Below are 24,137 nucleotides of genomic sequence, written 5' to 3'. Positions count from 1 at the left end.
GAGGTACAAAGATGCGCTTCTCCCGACGCACGATCATCCGGACCGCATGTGCCGCCGTGGCGGCCGCGATTTCCACGCCCGTTGCCATCAGGATGGCTTCGGCCCAGACCGCAGGAAAACCCATGACCACAGCATCAGGCTTGCAGATCATCGACAGCAAGGTCGGCACCGGCGCATCGCCGAAGTCCGGCCAGACTTGCGTCATGCATTATACCGGATGGCTCTACGAGAACGGCCAGAAGGGCAAGAAGTTCGACTCCTCCGTGGACCGCAACGAGCCGTTCGAGTTTCCGATCGGCCAGCGCCGGGTGATTGGCGGCTGGGACGAGGGCGTCGCCTCCATGAAGGTCGGCGGCAAGCGCACGCTGATCATTCCGCCTGAACTCGGTTATGGCGCGCGCGGCGCCGGCGGCCTCATTCCGCCGAATGCCACGCTGATGTTCGACGTCGAATTGCTGGCGGTGAAGTAACCGCGCGCAACGGGGGAGGCGCATCGTGAAGGTCTCGATCCTCGACGATTATTTCGACACGCTGCGCACCCTCGACTGCTTCGGCAAGCTGGCCGGACACGACGTCACCATCTGGAACGATCACGTCCAGGACGTTGACGTGCTGGCGGAACGGCTGCGCGTCACCGAGGCGCTGGTGCTGATCCGCGAACGCACGCAGATTCGCAACGCCCTGCTGGAGCGCCTGCCGAAACTGAAGCTGATCAGCCAGCGCAGTGTCTTTCCGCATATCGACATCGACACCTGCACCCGGCTCGGCATTGTCGTGTCATCCAGCCAGCACGCCGATACGCCGTCCTATGCGACCGCCGAATTCACCTGGGGCCTGATCCTGGCGGCGATGCGCGCCATTCCGCAGCAGATGGCGGCGCTCAAGGCCGGCAAGTGGCAGATCGGCGTCGGCCACACGCTGCGCGGCAAGACGCTCGGCATTTATGGCTACGGGCGGATCGGCGCCGTCGTCGCCGGCTACGGCAAGGCGTTCGGCATGAACGTGCTGGTATGGGCGCGCGAACCGGCCATGGCGAAGGCCCGTGCCGACGGCTACGAGACCGCCGCCAGCAAGGCTGATTTCTTCGGACGATGCGACGTGCTTTCGCTCCACATGCGCCTGGTCGACGCCACGCGCGGCATCGTCAAGGCGGAAGATCTCGCGCGCATGAAGCCCTCGGCGCTGCTGGTCAACACCAGCCGCGCGCCGTTGATCGAGCCCAACGCGCTGGTCAATGCGCTGCGCGCTGGGCGGCCCGGCATGGCTGCGATCGATGTCTATGAAAAGGAACCGCTCCGGGACGTCAACGATCCCCTCCTGACCATGGACAACGTCGTCTGCACGCCGCATCTCGGCTACGTCTCGCGCGACGAATACGAAATCCAGTTCACGGATATTTTCGACCAGATCCTGGCCTATGCCGCGGGCACGCCGACGAATGTCGTCAATCCGGATGTGATGTCCAGACGGTGCTGATGCGCAGCCAGCGCCGGGGCGTGGATGGGCGAGGGACGAGCCCGGCCATGACGAAAACCGGGACGCCCATGCGCCGCCGGCTGCCTTAATCCTCTGGTTTGCAGCCCCGGTTTTCGATACCGTTCGGTCGAACGATATTTCGAGAAGGCGCACAATGACCGGTACGCACGACCACTCCCACGATCACGATCATTCGCACGGCGATGACGAACGCTGGAAGCATGACGGCGTCCGCGTCATTCCTGGCAATCAGCTCGATCCCAACGTGCCCTCAACCGCCGGCATGGACCGCAAGGCCGCGATCAATTTCGCCCGCGTCGGCGCTCAGAAATTATGGGCGGGTACCGTGACGATCCGGCCTGACGCCAAGACCGGCGCGCATCATCACGGCCATCTCGAAAGCATCATCTATGTCGTGAAGGGCAAGGCGCGGATGCGCTGGGGCGAGCACCTGCAGTTCACCGCCGAAGCCGGTCCCGGCGATTTCATTTTCGTGCCGCCCTACGTGCCGCACCAGGAGATCAATGCCAGCCGCGACGAGGTGCTGGAATGCGTGCTGGTGCGCAGTGACGGCGAGGCGGTCGCCATCAACCTCGACATCGAGCCGGTGGAAAAGCCGGAGACCGTGCTGTGGATCGATCCCGTGCATCGCGATCCCGCCGAGAAGAAGTAAAAAACAACGATTAGCGCCATCGTGCGGATGTCGCGGGGAATGCCATGAAGCTTGTTCGCTACGAGAGCACGGGCCACGTCGCTACCATCACGATGGATCGCGCTTCGGCGCACAATGCGCTCAACAACGCCCTGTGCGACGAGCTGCGCGCGGCTTGGCTCCGCTTTCACGAAAGCGACGACCGTGTTGCGGTGCTTGCGTCATCCGAAGAGAAGTATTTTTCGGTGGGCGCCGACGTCAGGGATCTTCCCGTCAACATGTGGCACGCGGTGCCCGGCCTTGGGGTCGAACTCGACAAGCCGGTTATTGCCGCGACATCCGGATGGGTCGTCGGCGGCGCCTTCGTGCTGGTGCAGATGGCGGACATGTGCGTGGCATCGGAGACGACGCGCTTCATCTACCCCGAAGGCAAGATCGGCACCACCGCCGGCGGCATCTCTTCGGTGATGGCGCGGATGCCGCACAAGATCGCCATGGAGTTTCTCCTGGTCGGCGAGGAAATGTCGGCGGAGCGTGCTTACCAGATCGGCTTCGTGAACAAGGTCGCGCCGAAGGGACAGCACGTCGCACTCGCCCAGGAGATGGCGGCCAAAATCGCCGCCAACGCGCCGCTGGTGGTGCGGGCGCTGAAGAAACTGGCCCGCGACGCCATGCCGAAGGGGCCGCTGGAAGGGGTTGCCGAGGTGCGCCGGCTGCTCGATGCGGTCAGGGACAGCGATGACCTGAAGGAAGGCGTCAGGGCGTTCGCCGAAAAGCGCAAACCCGACTTCAAGGGCCGATAGCGGCCATTCGCCGCCGGATGCCGGCGACGGCACGCCGCTTCGCTGCCTGAAAAAATTTGAAAAGGGATGTCGGATCCGTCTCCGCGGGTTCGTCCTTGGCTCGAGCCCCTCGAAAAGGAACCCCATTATGGCCAAAATGATCTTCATCAACCTGCCGGTCAGCGATCTCGCCCGCTCGACCGCCTTCTATCAGGCGATCGGCGGCGAAAAGAACCCGCAATTCAGCGATGATACCGCGTCCTGCATGGTGTTTTCCGACACCATCCACGTCATGCTGCTGACCCACGACAAGTATCGGCAGTTTACCTCGAAGAAAATCGCCGACGCCAAAACCACCAGCCAGGTCCTTATCTGCCTTTCCGCCGACAGCCGCGACGCGGTGGATAATGTGGTTGGAAAGGCGCAGGGCGCGGGCGGCGGCGCCGATCCGGGTCCGAAGCAGGATTACGGCTTCATGTACGGCCGCAGCTTCGAAGATCCTGATGGGCACCACTGGGAAGTGATGTGGATGGATGTCGCTGCCGCGCAATCCGCCATGGCCCAAGCCTGATCATTTCAAACCTGTGACAACCCGGAGTTCTCCCGATGTCGAAGATTTCCCCTTGCCTGTGGTTTAGCAGCGAGGCCGAGGAGGCCGCAAACCTGTACGTCTCACTGCTGCCCGATTCCCGGATCGAGAAAGTCCAAAAGAACACCGTTGATAGTCCTGCCGGCAAGGCCGGTTCGGTGCTGGTGGTCGAATTCACGCTGGCCGGCCAGCGGTTCATGGCGCTGAACGGCAACAAGCCATTCGACTTCACCCACGCCGTCTCGTTCAAGATCGACTGCGCCGATCAGGCCGAGGTCGATCGGCTCTGGGACGCATTGCTGGCGGCCGGCGGCAAGGCCGTGCAATGCGGCTGGCTGAAGGATCGCTACGGCGTGTCGTGGCAGATCGTGCCGACCGCGGCGATGAAATACATCGGCGGTTCCGATACAGCCGGGGCGCAGCGCGCGATGCAGGCGATGATGGGCATGGTCAAGCTCGATGTCGAAAGCTTGAAGCAGGCGTATGAGGGCAAGAGCGCGGCGTAGCGCAGGTTTCGCAGGGTGGGCAAAGGCGCTTTGCGCCGTGCCCACCATTCACGATGACGGTCTGCCGAGAGATGGTGGGCACGGCGCAAAGCGCCTTTGCCCACCCTACATTTCTAATAACTGATCCTCAAACCCGCGCCGCCGTGAAGCGTGTTGCCGACCGGCTGCGGGCCGGCGGTGCCGTTGAGGAAGAGGTCGGCGACCCAGCCCTTGGTGATGCGGAAGCCGAGCCGGCCGCCATATTCGAACCAGCCCTGGTTGCCGATCGTGGGCACGATGGTGCCGTCGCCGGTCACGCTGGCGACGATGCCGGAGCGCGTCCCGAAGGATTGCACCCATCCGCAGTTGATATTGGCCTCGACGCTTGAGCCGAACAGATGCGTCCACTGCCCGCCGACCTTGACGAGGTTGGTGCGGTCGGTGCCGGTGGCGATCGAGGCGTCGAACGGATTGAAGGCTGTGGCGGGGTCCATGTAGCCCTTCACACGCTGCCATAGCTGCCAGACCTCGACGGACGCCGCCACCTCATCGCGCGGCGACAGCCGGCTCATCCAGCCGGCGCGGCCGTAGACGGCGTAGTTCTCGCTCGTGGTCGAACTTTCGAGCGATACCGCGCCGAGGCTCGTCGTGTAGCTGCGCGAGTAGCGCACCTTCTGGAATGGCGACAGAATGGTGCCAATATCGAAGAACGGCCGCGACGATCCCCAGTCGACGAAATCGTAACGCAGCGCGAACGCGCCGATCGGCGAACTGGTGACGCGATAGCCGCCTTCATTGTACTGGGCATAGGCGATGCCGGCGAGCAGCGACAGATTGGGCGTCAGGTTCTTGCGGCCGTGAATGCCGGCCGAGAACGAACCCGCCGAACCGAACGCGCTGATGCAATCGTTGCAATTGACCTGCTCGTTGACCCCCAGCAGCACGTTGCCGAGCACGCGGTTGGTGATCATCTGGTTGAAGCGCTGTCCGGCCAGGTCGTTGATCGATCCGGCGCTCGAACCTGGCCCAGCCGCCGGCGGCGCGTTGGTGCTTGGTGTCGATGTCGGGCTTGGCGTCGGCGTCGGCGAAGCCGACGGCGTTGGCGTTGGAGTGGGGGATGGGTTCGGCGTTGGCGTCGGCGGATAGCACTCGACACACTCTTCCGGCGGCGTCGGGGAGGGCGATGGCGACTGCGCCCACGCGGGCGACGATTGCGTCGCGAGCAGCGCGACAAAGAGCGTTGCGGATAACAGAACGCCGCGAGTGAAATTTGCCATGGTCAGCGCCCGCACAGCATGCCGGTGGGATCGCTGCCGTCATCGACGATGACGGGCGCCGCGTCGGCATAATGCGTCTTGCTGCAAAGCCCGGCCGCGGCGCTGCAGGTCGCGGCAAACGTCCATGGCGGGTTGTTGGTCTTCTTGATCGTCGATCTGCCGCCGCCACCCGAGGTGATGATGGCGGTGTCGCCGGGCCGGGTGAGCTGGATGCATTCAAAGCTGACCGTGCAGACCGAGGCCGCACCGTCCTGCAGGTTGACGATGGTCTGGCCGCGCTGCGACAGGATATCGAGCGTGGTGCCGCGCACGCCAATGGTCGCCAGCGGCGTCGTGATCTTGTAGGCGGCCTTGTCCGAATGGCCGGTGACGAAACGAAACGCACCCGAGGTCATGCGCACCGCGACTTCGCGATAGTGATGCTCGTCGTCGAAAACGGTGCGGTCGAGCTTGAGCGTCGCGTTGGGTCCGAGCGAGAGGTTGGTGCTGTCGGCCATCACCAGCCGCGTTGCGCTGTCGATCCCGGTGCGCACGGTTTCGTCACGGACCAGTCCATCGCCGACCTTGATCTGAATGGTCGAAGGTCCGGCAACGCGGAGTACTTCATTCTTGACGACGGCCGCTTCGCCGACGCGCGTTTGCGCATACGCAGGAGCAGCCAACGCAGTTACCAGGCCAATTGATGCAAATAGCAAACGAAAGCAGTTACAGAAATTCATTTCAAAGCCGATCGATTTATCCCGACATCGCACCGGATCGCGCGCGCGTGCGATGTGGCAGAATTATCACTTGCGTGGCCTACTCGCCCGACGGTTAGTGATTGCGGAATCGAAATGCGTTCAACGCGATGGACATAAAAATATGGAGCCATCACACTCAGTTTTGCCGCAATGTCATCCAGCCCCTGATTCCGCGCCAGATTGTCCGTGAAGCCATTAGCCCCATCACATTCTGTTCTGTCCCACTCGATGATGCGCACGGGCATCGTCGCGGCAGTGCTTTTTGTTCTCGCGCATTTCGCGATGCTGATCGGCGTCACCACGCCGGAGAAATTCTATTTCGACGAGGTGCATTACGTGCCGGCGGCGCGGCAGATGCTCGAGCCGGGGATGCCACAGCCGATGCTCAACCCGATGCATCCGCCGCTGGCCAAGCAGTTCATCGCGCTGTCGATCCACTCGTTCGGCGACGGACCGCTGGGCTGGCGCTATCCGGGCGTATTGTTCGGATCGCTCGCCATCGTCGCGGTGTATCTGTGCGGCCTGGCGCTGTTCGCGGCGCAAGGGCCGGCCATTGCAGCGAGCCTGCTCGCCTTTTTCAACCAGATGCTGTTCGTGCAATCGCGGATCGCGATGCTGGATATTTTCGCGCTGACCTTCAGCCTGTTCGCGATCGCGGCGTTTATGCATGGCTTTCGAAAGCAACTGCCGCATCTGTGGTTCGCGCTAGCCGGGATCGGCTTCGGCCTGTCGATCGCTTGCAAATGGAGCGGGTTGTTCGTGCTCGCGGTCTGCATCGTCATCGTCGCCGTGATCCGCCTGATGCAAAGCTGGCGCACCCAATTCGCTGACGCCCGGCCCGATGACTGGTACCGGCCCGATCTCTGGCCCGGCTTCAAGGCCTGGCACTTCGCGGCGTGCTTCATTTTGATTCCGGCCGCCGTCTATCTCGCGACGTTCATTCCGCTGTACGGATTTTCCGTGTCGGATATCCTGGAAGCGCAACGGCGAATCTTCCGCGACAACACCACGACCGCGATCGCGGGCCACACCTATATGAGTTCATGGCCGTCGTGGCCGTTCCTGGTGCGCCCGGTCTGGTATCTCTTCGACAAGATCGGCGACGACCGGATCGCCGCCGTGGTCTTCCTCGGTAACCCGCTGATCCTGTGGCCGGCGCTGATTGCGGTCGCGATCTGCCTGCGCGACTGGATCGCGACGCGGCGGGCGGATGCATTTCTGGTGCTGGCGTTCTACTTCGGTCCCTATCTCGCCTGGGCGCTGCTGCCGCGAACGTTAGGGTTTATTTACTATTACTTGCCGGCGGCGACCACGGCGAGCCTTGCGCTGGTCTATGCCTTGAAACGCGGCAGCATGCCGGGATGGCTGCTATGGGCCTATGTTGCGGTCGGTTTTGCCGGTTTTGCGGCAATGTTGCCGATATCGGCCGCGTTCATAGGTACCTCGATGGCGACGTTCAGCCGCCTGATGATCTTCCAGAACTGGATCTGAGACCGCCCAAGACGCTTAACGAGTAGTTACCTGGCAAGTCGACTTGTACGGGTCATTGGCTCGCCGTAGATTCGTCGTTGCGTTGAGTCTTGTCGGATTCCCGCTCAAAGGAACGACTGGCATGTGGGCCTTCTTCGAACGTCTACTCGATTCATCGATGTTCGCACCGCACGGAATATGCCTGCTGTGGGAACCGCAACTGATCTGGCTGCATGTTGCGTCGGACGTCGTCATTGCCTCCGCCTATTTTTCCATCCCCATCGCGCTGTCGATCTTCGTCTCGAAACGCCGCGACGTCGACTTCGGATGGGTGTTCTGGGCGTTCGCGCTTTTCATCATGGCGTGCGGCGTCGGCCACGTGATGTCGATCGTCACGCTTTGGTATCCGGTCTATGGCATCGAAGGCATCGTCAAGGCGATGACTGCGGCGGCGTCGATCGTGACCGCGGCGATGCTGTGGCCGCTGTTGCCGAAGGTGCTGGCGCTGCCCTCGCCGTCGCAGCTTCGCGCCGCCGAAGTGGCCCTGGCGCAGGAAGGCATGTACCGGCGCGAAGCCGAAGACATGCTTCGACAATCGCAGAAGATGGAAGCGATCGGACAATTGACCGGCGGCGTGGCGCACGATTTCAACAATCTGCTCACGATCATCAGCGGCAATCTCGAGATCGCCGATCGCTGCCTGCAGACGTGGAGCGAGGCCGCGCGCGAGCGGTTGACGCGGGTGATCGCCAACGCCGCGAACGGCGCGCAGCGCGCGGCGATGTTGACGCAGCGCCTGCTGGCGTTTGCGCGGAGGCAGCCGCTCGATCCCAAACTGACCAACGTCGGTCAACTGATCGCCGGCATGTCGGATTTCTTCAGGCGTACGCTGGGCGAGAACGTCGAACTCGAAGTCGTGGAAGGAGCCGGCCTATGGCAGATCGAGGTCGACTCGAGCCAGTTGGAAGCGGCGATTCTCAATCTTGTCGTGAACGCCAAAGACGCCATGAACGCCGCGAATGCCAAGATCTCGGTTGCTATGGCCAACAGCGGCAAGCTGAAGATCGAGACCAGCAACGTTTCCGTCGACGAGGGCTATCGGCAACAGAACGCAGGCGTGCCGGCCGGGCAATATGTATTGATCGCGGTGAGCGATACCGGTTCCGGAATGCCGCGGGAAGTCCAGGAGAAGGCGTTCGATCCGTTTTTCACGACCAAGCAACCGGGGCAGGGCACCGGCCTCGGGTTGAGCCAGGTCTATGGCTTCGTCAAGCAATCCGGCGGCGAGATCAAGATATACAGCGAGGTTGGGCACGGAACGACAATCAGGATCTACCTGCCCCGCGCCGCCGCCGCGCCCGAGACCGTCGGACAGAGCGAGGCGCCGCTGGTCGGCAGTTCGGGGAGCGAGACCGTCCTGGTGGTCGAGGACGAATGCGATGTGAGGTCGTATCTGGTCGAGACGTTAAAGGACCTGAACTACCGCGTTCGCGAGGCGGCGAACGGCGGGGCCGCGCTGGCGCTGTTCGACGCCAATCCGTTCCGGATCGATCTGCTGCTGACCGACATCGTGATGCCAGGCCTGAACGGCCGCGAGCTGGCTGATCAGCTGCATCATCGCCAGTCGGGCCTGAGGGTCCTGTTCATGACCGGCTATTCGCGGGATGCAATCGTGCATCAGGGCCGGCTGGATCCCGGCGTGTCGCTGCTGCAGAAGCCCGTCACCCAGGCTTTGCTGGCGACAAAGATCAGGGAAATTCTCGACAAGTCGTAGAGCCAGACGAGCCGGCGCGTCGTTCTTCCCGTCTGCAATAGACAATCCGCCTGCCGCAAAGCGGCAGGCGGATTGACGTTCAAGACCTCACTTCGACGCGGTCTTGGTGTCCATGTTGACGACCTGAACGCGGCGGTTGGCCGGGTCCATCGGCGCATTCGCATCCTTCGGCTTGGTTTTGCCGTAACCGACGGTCACGAGGTTGGAACCGGTGATGCTGTACTTCTCGGTCAGGTACTTCTTGATCGTGTCGGCGCGACGTTCGGAGAGATCCTGATTATACGCCTCGCCGCCGATCGCGTCGGTATGACCGGCAACCACAAAGGTCGAACCCTTCAGGCTCGCATCGGAGAGCGCCTTGCCGAGTTCCTGCACGGCGGTCACCGAGCCCTTGCTGATGTCGGCCGAGTTGTAGTCGAACTGGATTTCGAGATCGATCTTCGGCTTGCTCGCGGCAAGTTCCGCAATTTCCTGGCGCTCGCCGAGCGACAGCGACCGCGTCTTGCGGTTGCGCAGCGTGTTGACGAAGCCGACTTCCTTGGCCTGTACGGCGGCGTCCACCGGCTGCTGCGCGCCGGTCGAAAGGCCGCGGGTCGCGCCCGGCCTCGGCTTCAGGGCGTCCAGGATTTTGTCGGCCGAGACGGTGTCGCCGGCGACAGCCAGGCCCACCGTCATCGACAGCGCGGCGCCGATAGTCATGATGGAAAGAAAGCGCGTCATTGTCTTAATCCTCACTGTTAACGCCTGCAAAGTGGCGTGCATGACGTTTTGATGCTGCGAGGATAGGACGGGTTCAAAGTGGGTAATGTGATTCAAGTCACATTAATAACGCCAGCTTTCCGACTAGGGCTGGCGTTGAGCCGGCATCGCAGGGGTGTTTGAAGCCGATACGCCGTGATTTTGCGTCTCGCGGCATCTTCGGTAGACCAATCATCCAATCTTGCTTGCGTGATCTGAATCACCCTTTCGATCAGCGACCGGAGGCGCGTCGCCTTCCTGCAGACGCAACCCAGGCCGGAACCGTCTCAGTCTCAACCACAACCTGCCGCCGCGATGTCGGGCGCCGCCCGGCCGGCCTCGACTTCGACATCGGGGCTTCCGGCAAGTTCGGTGGAGGCAACTCGCGCTGCGTGGCGCGGCGATCTCAATGCTCCGCAGCAGGACGCACTGCAAGTGACGGGACGGTGCGGGCTGGCATCCGGAGTCTTACGGGACAAGCGACCGCCGCATCACTTCCGCCGCTGACTTCAGAAAAGAAAAACTGTGTGCCGTCGCGCCAGCGCCGATCTGTGGACAACAAATCGGCCAGATGCGCGCCTAGCAAATCTACTCACAAAAAAATCTGAAGAAGAATTCGTTCGGGGCAACCAAACGGGCGGAGCGGGTGTTACAGTCAGTCAAGCGTCAGCGTGAGTACCAGGGTTATCGTACCAGCGCATCGGAGCCTGCTGGTTCCGGAAGTTCAATGCCAACACTGATCGGGGCGGCGATGATCGCCGCTGCAATTTTGCTGTCGACGCTGATCAACGCGCTCGGCAGCCGCTACGTCGGGTTTGAAAGCCCGACGGAGGAGAGCGCGTGGCTGGTCGATCGCCTCACCGGCCACGTCTACAAATGCCATGCGCCCCAGGCCGGCCGCGCCTCCTGCGAGGCCGAAATCGCAACCGGCAGCGTGGGAGAGCGGCCGAAGCGGTGAGGTGAGTTCGCGCCGCGAGCCGGCGATCGCGGAACCTTAAGGACTCCCCCCGCGCGCGAATCCCGCTACATTGCCGCGCAATGCCCCGCGCGACTGAACTCCGCCCCCTGACCAAGACCGAGGCCCGGCGAATCTGGCTGCATGCCCAGCGGCTCGATACGAACGCGCCGTTCGGCGCCGGACCGCAGGCGGTGGCGGCGGCGGTGGACCATCTCGGCTATGTGCAGATCGACACCATCCACGTCATCGAGCGCTGCCATCATCACATTCTCTATAGCCGCATCCCGGCCTATGCCCGCGCCGACCTGCGCCAGGCCCAGAGCGCCGACAAAAGCGTGTTCGAGTACTGGACGCACGCGCTGTCCTATGTTCCGGCGAAGGATTTTCGCTTCTTCGTCCCGGCGATGCGGGAGCACCGGCGCGAGGGCCACCGATGGTTTGCTTCCGTCAAGCCGGAGGACACCCGCAAGGTGATGCGGCTGTTGCGGCGCGACGGCGCGCTGACCATCCGCGACATCGAGGACGACGTTCTGACCGAGAAGGAACATCTCTGGCAGAGCCGCAAACCCTCGAAGCGGGCACTGCAGCTTGCCTTCTACACCGGCGAGGTGACGATCTCCGAACGCACCGGCATGCTCAAGACCTATGACCTGATGACGCGGCATTTCGGCTGGGACAGGCCGCCGAAGCCGGCAGCGTCGGCGGAAATCACCGCCTACCTGCTCGACCGCGCGTTACGTTCGCAAGGCATCGTCAGCCTCGATTCCATCTGCCATCTCGACGCGCCGAGCAAGGAAGCGGTGCGGCGATTGATCGAGGCGCGGGTGCGGCGCGGGGAATTGGTGCCGGTCGCACTCGAAGGCGCCGGCAAGCAGGAGCATTGGGCCCGGCCGGACGTGCTGGAGGCTACCCCGCCGGCAGATGCGGGCGATGGCCCGGTGCACATCCTCTCGCCATTCGATCCGCTTGTTATCCAGCGCAAGCGCACCGAATTGTTCTTCGATTACGGCCACCGCTTCGAGGCCTATGTGCCGAAAGAGAAGCGCCTGTTCGGCTATTTCGCGCTGCCGGTGCTGGTCGGCGAAGACATCGTCGCGGCCATCGACCTGAAGACCGACCGCCAGAACAGGAAATTGCTGATGCAGAAATGGAGCTGGGTCGGCAAGGGCGCGGCGCGGGCCTCGCGCAAGGATTACAAGCGCCGCATCGAGGAAGAGCTGGATCGCTTCGAGCGGTTTCAGCTTGCGGAGTAGGGTTTCGTTCAGGAACCCGGCACCGCCGGACCGGTTAGTTCCATGTCAGGAAGCTGAGGGAGACGACATGGACAAGGACAAATCGATTCTGGAAAAGCTCACCGAGACGGTGAAAGGCATCGCCAGCACCGCGACGGAAGCCGCAAGCCAGGCGCTGAAGACGGACGAGCCGGCGTTGAGAGCCGACGAACGCGCGGCGGCCTATGTGCCGCTCGCCGCCGATGGCCTCGTTTCCGATCCGCTGATGGTGCCGCCGGTTGCTTCCGCGCCCGAACGGCGGAAGCGCGCGGCAAAGAAGCGGCGCAGCGCGCCGGCAGCCAAGGCAACAAAAGCCAGAGCGGCCAAGGCAAGGACGACAAAGGCCCGGAGCTCGAAGAATACGGCCAAGAAGGCTGCCAGCAAGAAATCGAACAACAAGAAGTCCGGTCTTGCGCGGAAGGTCGCGAGGAGTGCCAAGAAGAGCATTCCTACGAAGACGCGCAAGAAAGCTCGACGCTCCGGATAAATAACGGCGGGTTTCGGCCGAGCAAGCGAAGTAGCCGCATAGCCCGAATTTCGCTGCGCTCCATCGTCCCGCCGCCATTGGTTCTAAGGAAAGCAATTACCTCTTAACCCCATTTCCCATCACGAAATGATGACCACTGACGAATATTGACATTCATCAGTCGCCATTCAATACTCTTCATCAGATGTTGCGATGGAGAGTCCGATGTTCGCCCGTTCAATTTTCTCTAGCTATTACAGGCTCTTGACGGGGGCGTCGCTGGCATTTGCGGTATTCGCCCTGGCCGGCTGCAATGAAAAGGCGGCTGAGACGGCCGCTCCCGGACGTCCGGTTCTGGTCGCCACGGTGCATTACGCGGCCGAGACGCCCGAGCGCAGTTTTGTCGGCACCATCCGGCCTCGGATCGAGACCGACATGGGATTCCGGGTTCCCGGCAAGGTCGCGAGGCGCCTGGTCGAGGTTGGCCAGACCGTCGATATCGGCCAGCCGCTCGCCACCCTCGACGAGGTCGACCTGAAGCTGCAAGCCGAGCAGTCGGAGGCTGAATTCCGCGCCGCCACTGGCGTGCTGGCGCAGGCGAGCGCGTCCGAGCAGCGCGCCAAGGATTTGCGCGCCAAGGGCTGGACCACCGATGCACAGATGGATCAGAGCCGCGCGGCTGCCGATGAGGCGCGCGCGCGCCTCAATCGCGCCGAGCGATCGGTCGAACTCACCAAGAACTCTCTTTCTTATGCAACGCTGCTGGCCGACAGCCGCGGCGTTGTCACCGCGACCCTGATCGATCCCGGCCAGGTCGTGGCATCCGGTCAGACCGCGATCCGCGTCGCGCGCTTTGCCGAAAAGGAAGCCGTGGTCGCGATCCCCGAGACGCTGGTCGGCCGCGCCAAGTCAGGCACAGCCACCGTGACGCTGTGGTCGGATTCGGAAAAGAAATATGCCGCGAAGCTGCGCGAGATCGCCCCCTCGGCCGATCCGGCGACGCGGACCTATCTCGCAAAGTTCTCGCTGCCGGAAGCCGACGACAAGGTTTCGCTCGGCATGACCGCGACGCTGACGCTGGCGGATGCTGCCACCGAGCGCGTCGCCAAGCTGCCGCTGTCGGCGCTGTTCAGCCAGGGCGCCAATCCCTCGCTCTATACCGTCGATGATGCCGGCGCCGTGAAGCTGCAGCCGGTGGTCGTGAAAGCCTATGACAGCAATTCCGTCGTGATCTCCGGCGGCGTCAACGAAGGCGCCAAGGTGGTCGCACTCGGCGTGCAGAAGCTCGATCCGGCCCAGAAGGTCCGGGTGGTCTCGTCGCTGTCGTTCTAGTCCCGTCATTGCCTGCGACAAACGCGAAGCGTTTGCGCAAGGGAGCGAAGCGACGAAGCAATCCATACTTTCTTTCCGTGGCTGGATGGATTGCTTCGCGGAGCCTGTCATCGGGCGGGCATTCGCCCGACCCGTTGGCTCGCAATGACGGTGGAAATGCAAACAGATTTTGGTTCTGGAGAGTGACATGAAGCGCTTCAATCTCTCGGGCTGGGCGGTGAGCCATCCGACCCTGATCCTGTTCCTGATGATCGCGCTCGGCGCCGCCGGCTTCTTTTCCTACCGGTCGCTCGGCCGCGCCGAGGATCCGTTCTTTACGGTGAAGGTGGTCAACGTCTCGGCGATCTGGCCGGGCGCGACCGCCCAGGAAATGCAGACCCAGGTCGCCGATCCGATCGAGAAGAAGCTGCAGGAACTGCCGTACTTCGAGAAGGTGCAGACCTATTCCAAGCCGTCGTTCACGGCGATGCAGCTCACATTCAAGGATTCGACCCCGCCCAAGGATGTGCCCTACCTGTTCTATCTGCTGCGCAAGAAGCTGGTGGACGTGCAGGGCCAGTTGCCCTCAGGTCTGCTCGGTCCGACCGTCAACGACGAATTCTCCGACGTCGATTCCATTCTCTACATGATGACCGGCGACGGCGCCGACTATGCGCAGTTGAAGAAGGCCGCCGAAGGCATGCGGCAGCGGCTGTTGAAGGTGCAAGGCGTCACCAAGGTCAATCTCTACGGCGCCCAGGACGAGCGCATCTTCGTCGAATTCTCCCACGCCAAGCTGGCGACGCTCGGCATCACGCCGCAGGCGCTGTTCGATTCGCTCGCCAAGCAGAACAACGTCACTCCGGCAGGTACGGTGGAAACCTCCTCGCAGCGCGTGCCGCTGCGCGTCACCGGCGCGCTCGATGGCGTCAAGGCCGTCGCCGAGAGCCCGGTCGAGAGCAACGGCCGCGTGTTCCGGCTCGGCGACATCGCCACCGTCACCCACGGTTTTGTCGATCCCCCGACTTTCGTCGCCCGTCAGGAAGGCAAGCCCGCGCTCGGCATCGGCGTGGTCACCGCCAAGGGCGCCAACATCCTCGAACTCGGCAAGGAGGTCGAGAAGGCGACCGCCGACTTTATGAAGGCCGTGCCGCAGGGCATCAATGTCGAGCAGATCGCCGACCAGCCGAAGGTGGTCGAGCACGCCGTCGGCGAGTTCGTGAAGTCCTTCCTCGAGGCCTTGGCGATCGTGCTGTTCGTCTCCTTCGTGGCGCTCGGCTGGCGCACCGGCATCGTGGTGGCGATGTCCGTGCCGCTGGTGCTGGCGATTGTCTTCGTCGTCATGAGCGCGATGTCGATCGATCTGCATCGCATCACGCTCGGCGCGCTGATCATCGCGCTCGGCCTCCTGGTCGACGACGCGATCATCGCGGTCGAGATGATGGTGGTGAAGATGGAACAGGGCTGGGACCGCGTCCGCGCGGCGTCCTTTGCCTGGGAATCAACTGCGTTTCCGATGCTCACGGGAACGCTGGTCACGGCCGCTGGCTTCCTCCCCATCGGCTTTGCCAATTCGGCGGTCGGCGAATATGCCGGCGGCATCTTCTGGATCGTGGCGATCGCGCTGGTCGCCTCCTGGTTCGTCGCGGTGATCTTCACGCCCTATATCGGCGTCAAGCTGCTGCCGAACATCAAGGTCCACCACAACCACGATCCGCATGCGGTCTACGAGACGCGGATCTATCGCATCCTGCGCAGCATGGTGCAGTGGTGCGTCGACCACCGGATCAAGGTGGTGCTGGCGACCGTCGGCGTGTTCGTGCTCTCGATCGTCGGCTTCGGTAATGTGCAGCAGCAGTTCTTCCCGCTATCGGAGCGGCCCGAACTGTTCCTGCAGTTGCGCCTGCCGGAAGGCACCGCGTTCAACGTCACGGAGAAGTCCGTCAAGAAGGCCGAGGCGCTGCTGAAGGACGACAAGGACATCGCAACCTACACCTCCTATGTCGGTCAGGGTTCGCCGCGCTTTTGGTTGGGCCTCAATCCGCAGCTGCCGAACGAAGCCTTCGCCGAGATCGTGATCGTCTCCAAGGACGTCGACGCGCGCGAGCGGATCAAGGCGCGGCTGGAGAAGGCGGTCGCCGGGGGCGAGCTGACCGAAGCGCGCGTCCGCATCGATCGTTTCAATTTCGGTCCGCCGGTCGGCTTCCCGGTCCAGTTCCGCGTGATCGGCCCCGACCCCAACACCGTGCGCGACATCGCCTACAAGGTGCGCGACGTGGTGCGGCAGAACCCCAACGTGCAGGAGCCCCAGCTCGACTGGAACGAGCAGTCGCCTTACCTGAAGCTCGTGGTGGATCAGGACCGCGCCCGCGCGCTCGGCCTCACCCCGCAGGACGTCTCGCAGGCGCTCGCCATGCTGATCTCTGGCGCGCCGGTCACGACGATCCGCGACGGCATCGAGAAGGTCGGCGTGGTCGCGCGCGCGGTGCCGTCCGAACGGCTCGATCTCGGCCGCGTCGGCGACCTCACCGTGACCTCGCGCAACGGCGTCGCTGTGCCGCTGCAGCAGATCGCCAGGATCGAATATGCGCATGAGGAGCCGATCATGTGGCGGCGTAACCGCGACATGGCGATTACGGTGCGGACCGACGTCGTCGACGGCGTGCAGGCGCCCGATGTCACCAACCAGATCTGGCCGAAGCTGCAGGAAATCCGCGATCACCTCGAGCCGGCCTACCGGATCGAGCCGGGCGGCGCATTCGAGGAATCCGCCAAAGGCAACGCCTCGATCGCGGTGCTGTTTCCGCTGATGATGCTGGTGATGCTGACGCTCTTGATGATCCAGCTGCAGAGCTTCTCACGCCTGATCCTGGTGTTCCTGACGGCGCCGCTCGGCATCGTCGGCGCCTCGCTCGGCCTCAACATTGCGAACCAGCCGTTCGGCTTCGTGGCGCTGCTCGGGCTGATCGCGCTGGCCGGCATGATCATGCGCAACGCGGTGATTTTGGTCGACCAGATCGAGGCCGACGTTTCCCAGGGCCTGACGCGCAAGGAAGCCATCGTCGAAGCCACCGTCCGGCGTGCCCGCCCGGTGGTGCTGACGGCGCTGGCGGCGATTCTGGCCATGATCCCGCTGTCGCGCTCCGCCTTCTGGGGGCCGATGGCGATCACCATCATGGGCGGTTTGTTCGTTGCAACCTTCCTGACCCTGCTGTACCTGCCGGGCCTCTATGCCCTGTGGTTCAGGAAGAGCCTGGAAGAAAGCGGCCAGGCCGGGCAGCCTGATCTTGCGCCGCAACATCAGATCAAGGGCCCGCGCGCAATTCCGCTTGCCGATGCCGCAGAATAATTGAACATTGAGAGCTGACATGACGCTGATTTCGGAGCACATCGAGACTGACACCCGGGAAAGGATTCTCGTGGTGGCGGAGCGTCTGTTCCGGCAGATCGGCTACCAGAAGACGACGGTCGCCGACATCGCCAAGGAGCTCAAAATGAGCCCCGCCAACGTCTATCGCTTCTTCGATTCGAAGAAGTCGATCCACGAGGGCGTGGCGCGAACCCTGATGGGCGAGGTCGAGGTTGAGGCGCAGCGGATCGCGCAGGCCTCCGGTCCGGCGTCGGTCCGCCTCCGCGAGATGATCAAGACCATCCACCGCATGAACACCGAGCGCTATGTCGGTGACTCCAAACTGCACGAGATGGTCGAGATCGCGATGCAGGAGGACTGGGACGTCTGCGTCGCCCATATGGAGTGTATCGCCGCGACCCTCGGCCTGGTGATCGCTCAAGGGGCCGCCTCCGGCGAATTCGAAGCTCCCGACCTGCAACTGGCCTCGCTCTGCGCCTGCACCGCGATGATGCGGTTCTTCCACCCGCAGATGATCGCGCAATGCGCCACCAAGCCGGGTCCCACGATCGACGAAATGATCGATTTCGTCATTGCCGGCCTCTCGCCGCGCGGCAAGGCGAATTAAACTCATCGTCACTTGACCGGCTTTCCCTGACTGCGTAGCCCGGATGGAGCGAAGCGTAATCCGGGGCGACTGCGGCCGCTTGCGAGAGACCCCGGATTGCGCTTCGCTCCATCCGGGCTACGAAGAATAAGGAAAACTCCGCCGTGACCACCAAAGACCTGCATTTCTACGAGCCGAAGAACGGCCACGGCCTCAAGCACGATCCCTTCAACGCCATCATCGCCCCGCGCCCGATCGGGTGGATTTCCTCGCGCGATGGCAGCGGCAACATCAATCTGGCGCCCTACAGCTTCTTCAACGCCTTCTGCTATCACCCGCCGATCATCGGCTTCTCCTCGACGAACTGGAAGGACAGCGCCGGCAATATCCAGGATACCGGCGAGTTCGTCTGGAATCTCGCCACCATGGATCTGGCGAAGCAGATGAACGCGACAGCGGCGCACGTTGCCCGCGATGTCGATGAGTTCAAGGTCGCGGGGCTTACGGCCGCGCCCTGCAAGCTCGTCAACGTGCCCCGCGTGGCGGAAAGCCCGGTCGCTTTCGAATGCAAGGTGACGCAGATCATCCAGTTGCAGGGTGCCAATGGCGACAAGGCGCAGGCCTGGCTGACGCTGGGTGAAGTCGTCGCCGTGCACATCGACAAGGCCTTCATCCAGGACGGCGTCTACCAGACCGGGCTGGCGCACCCGATCGTCCGCGCCGGCCGCCGCGGCGACTACTTCGAGATCAAGCCGGAAAACATGTTCGAGATGATCCGGCCGGATTAAGCGTTTACCCGAACGTAGTCGGATGGAGCGAAGCGAAATCCGGGATCTTTCTCCGGACGGACCGTCCCCCCGATTGCGCTTCGCTCCATCCGGGCTAGGCATCCGCTTACGGAACTCCAACCCGTCCAAATCCTTATTGCATGTTGTTTCGGAGATTGCCCAATGATCCGCTTGCTTGCAGGGCTGATGCTGCTCGTCTTTCTGGCCCCTCCAGCCTTCGCGGGCCTCGATGCGGCGGCAATCAACAACGCTGAATTCAAGGGCAAGGTGCCGGTCGACGACAAGATCAATCCGGCAATCGTCAAGGCGCAGGTGCTGCTCGACCGCGCCAGTTTCTCGCCCGGTGAGATCGACGGCAAGCTGGGCGAGAACGCCGAAAAAGCGCTGAGGGCATTTGCCGAATCCAAAGGCCTGGCCGTGAGCAAGCAACCGCTGACGTCCGAACTCTGGGGCGCTCTGCTCGGCACCGGATCGGATCCGATCGTCGTCGACTACAAGATCACGGAGAAGGACGTCAAAGGGCCGTTCCTGAAGAAGCTGCCTGCAAAGATGGAAGACCTGAAGGGCCTGAACTCGCTGGACTACACCAGCCCGCGCGAGGCCATCGCCGAAAGGTTTCACATGAGCGAGGCTTTGCTCGCGGCGCTCAACCCCGGCAAGAAATTCGACGAGGCCGGTCAAACGATCGCGGTGATGAACGTCGCGATCAAGGAGAGCAAGTCAGCGGTGACGCGCGTCGAAGTCGACAAGATGTCTCAAACCGTCAAGGCCTTCGCGAATTCCGAACTGATCGCGTTCTTTCCCGCGACTGTAGGAAGCGAGGAGAAGCCGAGCCCTACCGGTGTCCTCAAGGTAATCTCGATCGATGCAAATCCGTATTATCGCTACAACCCGGATTACAAGTTCAAGGGTGTCAAATCCAAACGAGCCTTCAAGATCAAGCCCGGCCCCAACAATCCCGTAGGCTCCCAATGGATCGGACTTTCAGCGGAAGGATATGGCATTCACGGCACTCCCAACCCATCGAAAGTCAGCAAGTCGGAGTCGAACGGCTGCGTGCGCCTCACCAACTGGGACGCCGACAAATTGGCAAAGCTTCTGAAGAAGGGCACGGAAGTGTCGTTCATCGAGCGAGAAGCGGCCAACAAGAAGTGATCGCAGACGCGATGCTGTCAGATCATTTGTCCGTCGCAAATGCGTCGTAAACCAGTTTCTTGAACGCGGGTGTGATGCGTCCACGTTCGTTCTGGGTCTGCTCAAGCAGGATGTAAATCATGTCCAGCTTTGGATCGACACCGAAGTAAGTGCCGCTGCCGCTATCCCATTTCAGTTCGCCGATTGAACCTGGCGGTGGCGGTTTGGCGTTTCCCGGATCGGTGCGCACCGCAAACCCATAGCCGTAGCCAAAGCCATCGCCGGGAAAGTAGTAATAGTCCCGGGCAACGCCGGAACCAGGCCCGATATGGTCTGACGTCATCGACTTGAATGCGGCCGGGCTAAGGTAGCGTTTGCCGTCGAGTTGCCCGCCGCCCAGGATCATCTGAGCAAAACGGGCATAGTCGGTGAGGGAGGAGACCAATCCGCCGCCGCCGGACTCCCATTCCGGATGGGCGCGACGTTGAGCCTCGGCGAGCTTCAGGATGGTATCGCTTGGCAGCGGCTCCGCCATCCGCGCGCGGTCCTCGTCACTTTCCAGCACGAATTTCGTGCTGGTCATGCCGAGCGGATCGAAGATGTGCTGCTTTTCAAACTGATAGAGCGTCTGTCCGGATACGATTTCGATGATGCGCCCGAGGACGTCGGTTGAGTGCCCGTAACGCCAAAGCGTCCCGGGTTGTCGCGCCAAAGGCAATCTGGCGATGCGGTCAGCAAACATCTTGTTGCTGTAGCGCCCATCGAAAAGGCCTGATTCCGAATAAGCCTTCATGATGAGCTTGCCGCCGATATAATCGTACGTGATGCCTGACGTATGGCGCAGCAGGTCCATAATGGTCACCGGCCGATCTGCCGGGACAAGCTTGAGAGCGTACTGACCATCAGGAGCGTCAGAACTGACGCCTACCTTCGCATCGGCAAACCCCGGAATGAACTTGGACGCGGGATCGGCGAGTGAGAGCTTGCCTGCATCGATCAACATCATCGCCGCGACACTGGTGATCGGCTTCGTCATCGAATGAAGCGCAAAGATCGTGTCTGATGTCATCGGAATTTTGGTCTCGACATCCTGGACGCCGAAACATTTCAGATAGACCGGCCTGCCGTGCTGCTGGATCAACACGACGGCGCCCGGCAACTTCCCGGTCGCAACCTCATTGTTGAAAAATTCGGTGATGCGCTCGAGCTTGGCCGCTGAAGGGGAGGGGTCGTCGGCCGCGTGGCTGGCCCCGATCGCCTTGGTCCATATCGCGACCGAGACGGCTGCAATAACAATTCGTCCTGCGCGCGATGCAGCGATGCAACGTCGTGCCTTATGAGTATGCGTCCACATTGATATTTCTTATTCGGTCGACGGATCAATTGATTTGACGGCGACTTCGACGGGCCGACGATAGTTACCATATCGTCCGGCTCGCATCTACTTCGGCACTTGTACTTGGACACTTGCCCAAACAAGCGACGGAGATGAATTCGAAAAGGTAATGACATCTTGCATTGCAAGCTTGAGCTGCGAGTGGAATCAAAACCAGCTCTCGCAACCGGACACGGACCGGATTAACCTCAAGTTGCCAGGCCGGATCAACGGTCGGCACAGACATTGGGAGGATGCGATGCAACACCCGGAAGAGCGCGATCCAGAAACCACGATATCACGACGAACCCTTGTCCACGGTCTGGCGGTATGCGCCGGCGCCACCGTGGCAGGGGCAAGCGCCGCGCTGGCCCAAGGGGGTCCTCAAGCCGGCGCGCAAGGCGGTCCGGTGGCGCCGCCGTCGACGATTACCAGCCCGCCGCGCGATTTCAGTCCGCGCGGCGCCCCGACCACCTATTTCTGGGACCCCGACATTATCGCGGTCGACCCGTCCTTCAACGACCTCGCCCAGCCCAACACGGCGATCAAGCGCCTCCACACCGGGCTGTTGTGGGCCGAAGGCCCGGCCTGGAGCGCGCAGGGGCGCTATTTGCTGTGGAGCGACATTCCCAACAACCGGCAGATGCGATGGTCTGAAGACGACGGTCACATCAGCGTCTTCCGCACGCCCTCCAACAACTCAAACGGCAACTCGTTCGATTTCCAGGGCCGCCAGCTCTCCTGCGAGCATCTCACCCGCCGCGTGGTGCGCTATGAGCATGACGGCACCGCGACCGTGCTGGCCGATTCCTACAATGGCAAGAAGCTCAACTCGCCCAACGACGTCGTCGCCCATCCGGACGGCAGCTACTGGTTCACCGATCCGCCCTATGGGGGGCAACTCTATGAGGGCGAGCCTGATGTTGCGGGCGGCCCGAGCAATTCCGGCGGCAAGCTCAATCCGCGGATCGGCCAGCCGGCCGGCTTCGTGCCGGGCAAGCGCGAACTGCCGACCAATTGCTATCGCATCGATCCCTCCGGCCGCATCGACCTCGTGGTGACCGAGGAGCAGGTGCCAGATCCCAACGGCCTCTGCTTCTCGCCCGACTACAAGAAGCTGTACGTCGCCTCTACCGGCAAGGGGCCGGGCGATACCGGCCCCGGCGGCAAGGGCGACATGTTCGTGTTCGACGTCGGCACCGACAACAAGCTCAGCAACCACAAGCGCTTCAGCGACTTCATGGTCGACGGCGTGAAATGCGGACCGGACGGCGTACGCTGCGACGTCAATGGCAATGTCTGGTGCTCGAGCAATGCCGGCCGCGCGGTCGGGTACAGCGGCGTGACGGTGTGGTCGCCGGAAGGCAAGCTCATCGGCCGGATCCGGCTGCCCGAAGTGTGTGGCAATGTTTGCTTCGGCGGCCCCAAGCGTAACCGCCTGTTCATGGCCGCGAGCCAGTCGCTCTACGCCGTGTATACGGCAACGCAAGGCGCAGGACCGGGTTGACGACTGGCTCTGCAGATTGCTCGATACGGCGATCAAGCGTCGGTGCAACCCGCCGACGCTTGATTATTTTAGAGCCTCTCGTCCGCAGCCAGAAGTCGAGGAATCATCAGCTCCAGCCTGCCGGAATAGTGGTGTTTTGATACCGCAAGCCTCTCTGCACGTTCTGTTAGGTGTGCTTTTCCGGCTGCAAAACGAGGCTCGGCGCTTGCTCCTTCGCTAAACTCAAGCAGACTGGTTCGGCCGGTCGATGGAGTCTTAGGGGGCAGGAATTTTGGGGGGCGGGAATTTTGTTTGACGTTCGAAAGCTCGAGGATGCCGGCAAACGCGTCGGCGATGCCGTCCTGGACCCATTGGTCTGGACCGAACTGATGGAGGAAATATGCCAGGCTGCTGATGCCAAAGGCGCGGCCATGCTCCAGGGCGATGTGCGAACCGAGGACATTCCAAGGACCGAAGCCGTCTCCGAGTTTTTCGACAACTACTTCCATAACAAATTCCACGTGGCCGACGTAAGGGCTGCGCGAGGCGTTCCTCTTCTTCAGGCTGGTGCCGACGTAGTTACGGATGCCGATTTGTTCAAATCGGAAGCCGAGATGCTGCGGGATCCGCTCTACGCAAATCTCGCCGGATATGGATTGAAGTGGTTTGCCGCGATCGGCTTCAAGGCCGGCCCGGCGCTATGGGGGCTGACGATTCAGCGCACCCCCAAGCAAGGAATGTTCGAACGCGACGAGGTAAAGGCGCTGTCGCAGCTTTCGCACAGCCTCACTGAGGCCGCCACGCTTTCCACCGCGGTTGGGCGGGCCGCAATCCTGAGCGTGACGAACGCCCTTGACCTCGTGCAACGACCTGCATTGGCGATTGATCGCCATGGAGGATTGCTTGGCTTGAACCGGCGGATGGAGGCCTATGTCGGCCACGAAATCCTCGTTCGAAACAATCGGCTGGTGCTTCACGACAACCGCGCCAATTCCGAACTGTCCGAAGTGATCGATCGGCTTAAAGAGACGTCGGACCTGCAAGCTTGTCGCCTCGATCCGATCATCGTAAGGCGAGAAAGCAAGCGGCCTCTGGTGCTGAAGGCGCTACCTGTTCCGCCGGCGGCGCGAAGTCCGTTTCTTGGCGCGCGCGCCGTGCTCGTACTAAACGATCTCGAAGGCGCCGCGACCGTCAATCCGGATATGCTTGGGAAAGTCTTTGAGCTCACGCCGGCACAAGCCAATTTGGCGGGAAAGCTTGCGACAGGCAGTTCTATGGAGACGGCTGCGGCCGAACTGGGTGTCACGGTGGAAACAGCCCGAAGTCATCTCAAGTCAATTTTCAACAGAACCGGCACGCATCGCCAGGGCGAACTCGTGGCGCTCCTTAACAGGCTGTCTCGTTAATCA

At 62.2% G+C, this 24,137-nt stretch carries 22 protein-coding genes; 18 read left to right on the top strand and 4 right to left on the bottom strand.

Annotation, left to right across the window (positions count from 1 at the left end; genetic code table 11):
- Positions 1–11 precede the first annotated feature (11 nt).
- The 6 genes from IVB05_RS35245 (at position 12) to IVB05_RS35220 (ending at position 4,005) form a co-directional block, all read left to right on the top strand.
- A complete protein-coding gene (locus tag IVB05_RS35245) occupies positions 12–470 on the top strand; it encodes an FKBP-type peptidyl-prolyl cis-trans isomerase (RefSeq protein WP_247780578.1) in 459 nt (152 codons plus the stop codon).
- 25 nt (positions 471–495) lie between these two features.
- Complete coding sequence (locus IVB05_RS35240; RefSeq protein ID WP_247780577.1) at positions 496–1,476, top strand: D-2-hydroxyacid dehydrogenase family protein; 981 nt, start codon at positions 496–498, stop codon at positions 1,474–1,476.
- 154 nt (positions 1,477–1,630) lie between these two features.
- On the top strand, positions 1,631–2,149 hold the full coding sequence (locus IVB05_RS35235) for a cupin domain-containing protein (protein WP_247780575.1): 519 nt from the start codon (positions 1,631–1,633) through the stop codon (positions 2,147–2,149).
- A gap of 44 nt (positions 2,150–2,193) precedes the next feature.
- Positions 2,194–2,931, top strand: coding sequence for an enoyl-CoA hydratase-related protein (locus IVB05_RS35230; RefSeq protein ID WP_247780574.1), 738 nt, complete (start codon positions 2,194–2,196; stop codon positions 2,929–2,931).
- A 127-nt stretch (positions 2,932–3,058) separates the two neighbouring features.
- Positions 3,059–3,481: a VOC family protein gene (locus IVB05_RS35225; protein ID WP_247780573.1), complete on the top strand. Its 423-nt coding sequence runs from the start codon at positions 3,059–3,061 to the stop codon at positions 3,479–3,481.
- A gap of 35 nt (positions 3,482–3,516) precedes the next feature.
- A complete protein-coding gene (locus IVB05_RS35220) occupies positions 3,517–4,005 on the top strand; it encodes a VOC family protein (RefSeq protein ID WP_247780572.1) in 489 nt (162 codons plus the stop codon).
- A 113-nt stretch (positions 4,006–4,118) separates the two neighbouring features.
- On the opposite strand, the gene IVB05_RS35215 is transcribed toward IVB05_RS35220, so the two are convergent.
- Both IVB05_RS35215 and IVB05_RS35210 read right to left on the bottom strand, forming a co-directional pair.
- Complete coding sequence (locus IVB05_RS35215; RefSeq protein WP_247780571.1) at positions 4,119–5,261, bottom strand: hypothetical protein; 1,143 nt, start codon at positions 5,259–5,261, stop codon at positions 4,119–4,121.
- A 2-nt stretch (positions 5,262–5,263) separates the two neighbouring features.
- Positions 5,264–5,923: a FecR family protein gene (locus tag IVB05_RS35210; protein WP_247780570.1), complete on the bottom strand. Its 660-nt coding sequence runs from the start codon at positions 5,921–5,923 to the stop codon at positions 5,264–5,266.
- Between the two features lie 306 nt (positions 5,924–6,229).
- On the opposite strand from IVB05_RS35210, the gene IVB05_RS35205 reads away from it, so the two are divergent.
- Together IVB05_RS35205 and IVB05_RS35200 are read left to right on the top strand one after the other, a co-directional pair.
- Positions 6,230–7,492: a phospholipid carrier-dependent glycosyltransferase gene (locus IVB05_RS35205; RefSeq protein WP_247780569.1), complete on the top strand. Its 1,263-nt coding sequence runs from the start codon at positions 6,230–6,232 to the stop codon at positions 7,490–7,492.
- A 121-nt stretch (positions 7,493–7,613) separates the two neighbouring features.
- Positions 7,614–9,245 (top strand): ATP-binding protein, encoded by a 1,632-nt coding sequence (locus tag IVB05_RS35200; RefSeq protein WP_247780568.1) that lies wholly within the window; start codon positions 7,614–7,616, stop codon positions 9,243–9,245.
- A gap of 87 nt (positions 9,246–9,332) precedes the next feature.
- Here the strand turns inward: IVB05_RS35200 and IVB05_RS35195 are convergent, their stop codons facing one another.
- Positions 9,333–9,965: an OmpA family protein gene (locus tag IVB05_RS35195; RefSeq protein WP_247780567.1), complete on the bottom strand. Its 633-nt coding sequence runs from the start codon at positions 9,963–9,965 to the stop codon at positions 9,333–9,335.
- Between the two features lie 745 nt (positions 9,966–10,710).
- On the opposite strand from IVB05_RS35195, the gene IVB05_RS35190 reads away from it, so the two are divergent.
- The 8 genes from IVB05_RS35190 to IVB05_RS35155 all read left to right on the top strand — a co-directional run bounded on the left by IVB05_RS35190 (position 10,711) and on the right by IVB05_RS35155 (position 19,888).
- Positions 10,711–10,941 (top strand): hypothetical protein, encoded by a 231-nt coding sequence (locus tag IVB05_RS35190; protein ID WP_247780566.1) that lies wholly within the window; start codon positions 10,711–10,713, stop codon positions 10,939–10,941.
- A gap of 80 nt (positions 10,942–11,021) precedes the next feature.
- Positions 11,022–12,194, top strand: coding sequence for a crosslink repair DNA glycosylase YcaQ family protein (locus tag IVB05_RS35185; RefSeq protein ID WP_247780565.1), 1,173 nt, complete (start codon positions 11,022–11,024; stop codon positions 12,192–12,194).
- A 67-nt stretch (positions 12,195–12,261) separates the two neighbouring features.
- Positions 12,262–12,699, top strand: coding sequence for a hypothetical protein (locus IVB05_RS35180; RefSeq protein WP_247780564.1), 438 nt, complete (start codon positions 12,262–12,264; stop codon positions 12,697–12,699).
- Positions 12,700–12,903: 204 nt separating this feature from the next.
- The gene (locus IVB05_RS35175) at positions 12,904–14,010 is read left to right on the top strand and encodes an efflux RND transporter periplasmic adaptor subunit (protein ID WP_247780563.1); all 1,107 of its coding nucleotides are present in this window, start codon (positions 12,904–12,906) and stop codon (positions 14,008–14,010) included.
- Between the two features lie 187 nt (positions 14,011–14,197).
- Positions 14,198–17,338, top strand: coding sequence for an efflux RND transporter permease subunit (locus IVB05_RS35170; protein ID WP_247780562.1), 3,141 nt, complete (start codon positions 14,198–14,200; stop codon positions 17,336–17,338).
- Positions 17,339–17,357: 19 nt separating this feature from the next.
- The gene (locus tag IVB05_RS35165; protein WP_247780561.1) at positions 17,358–17,966 is read left to right on the top strand and encodes a TetR/AcrR family transcriptional regulator; all 609 of its coding nucleotides are present in this window, start codon (positions 17,358–17,360) and stop codon (positions 17,964–17,966) included.
- A gap of 143 nt (positions 17,967–18,109) precedes the next feature.
- Positions 18,110–18,733 (top strand): flavin reductase family protein, encoded by a 624-nt coding sequence (locus IVB05_RS35160; protein ID WP_247780560.1) that lies wholly within the window; start codon positions 18,110–18,112, stop codon positions 18,731–18,733.
- Between the two features lie 162 nt (positions 18,734–18,895).
- On the top strand, positions 18,896–19,888 hold the full coding sequence (locus IVB05_RS35155; protein WP_247780559.1) for a L,D-transpeptidase family protein: 993 nt from the start codon (positions 18,896–18,898) through the stop codon (positions 19,886–19,888).
- A gap of 22 nt (positions 19,889–19,910) precedes the next feature.
- On the opposite strand, the gene IVB05_RS35150 is transcribed toward IVB05_RS35155, so the two are convergent.
- Positions 19,911–21,221, bottom strand: a complete 1,311-nt coding sequence (locus IVB05_RS35150) for a serine hydrolase domain-containing protein (RefSeq protein WP_247780558.1) — start codon at positions 21,219–21,221, stop codon at positions 19,911–19,913.
- Between the two features lie 280 nt (positions 21,222–21,501).
- Here IVB05_RS35150 and IVB05_RS35145 point away from each other — a divergent pair, with 280 nt between their 5' ends.
- Positions 21,502–22,749, top strand: coding sequence for an SMP-30/gluconolactonase/LRE family protein (locus IVB05_RS35145; protein WP_247780557.1), 1,248 nt, complete (start codon positions 21,502–21,504; stop codon positions 22,747–22,749).
- A 350-nt stretch (positions 22,750–23,099) separates the two neighbouring features.
- Positions 23,100–24,134 carry a helix-turn-helix transcriptional regulator gene (locus IVB05_RS35140; RefSeq protein WP_247780556.1) on the top strand — a complete coding sequence of 345 codons (1,035 nt, stop codon included), beginning with the start codon at positions 23,100–23,102 and terminating at the stop codon, positions 24,132–24,134.
- Positions 24,135–24,137 lie beyond the last annotated feature (3 nt).

The sequence above is a fragment of the Bradyrhizobium sp. 170 genome (assembly GCF_023101085.1).
In the GTDB taxonomy this organism is placed as follows: Bacteria; Pseudomonadota; Alphaproteobacteria; order Rhizobiales; family Xanthobacteraceae; genus Bradyrhizobium.
Note: the sequence above shows the minus strand (reverse complement) of the source record. Positions and strands in the feature narration are given on the sequence as shown.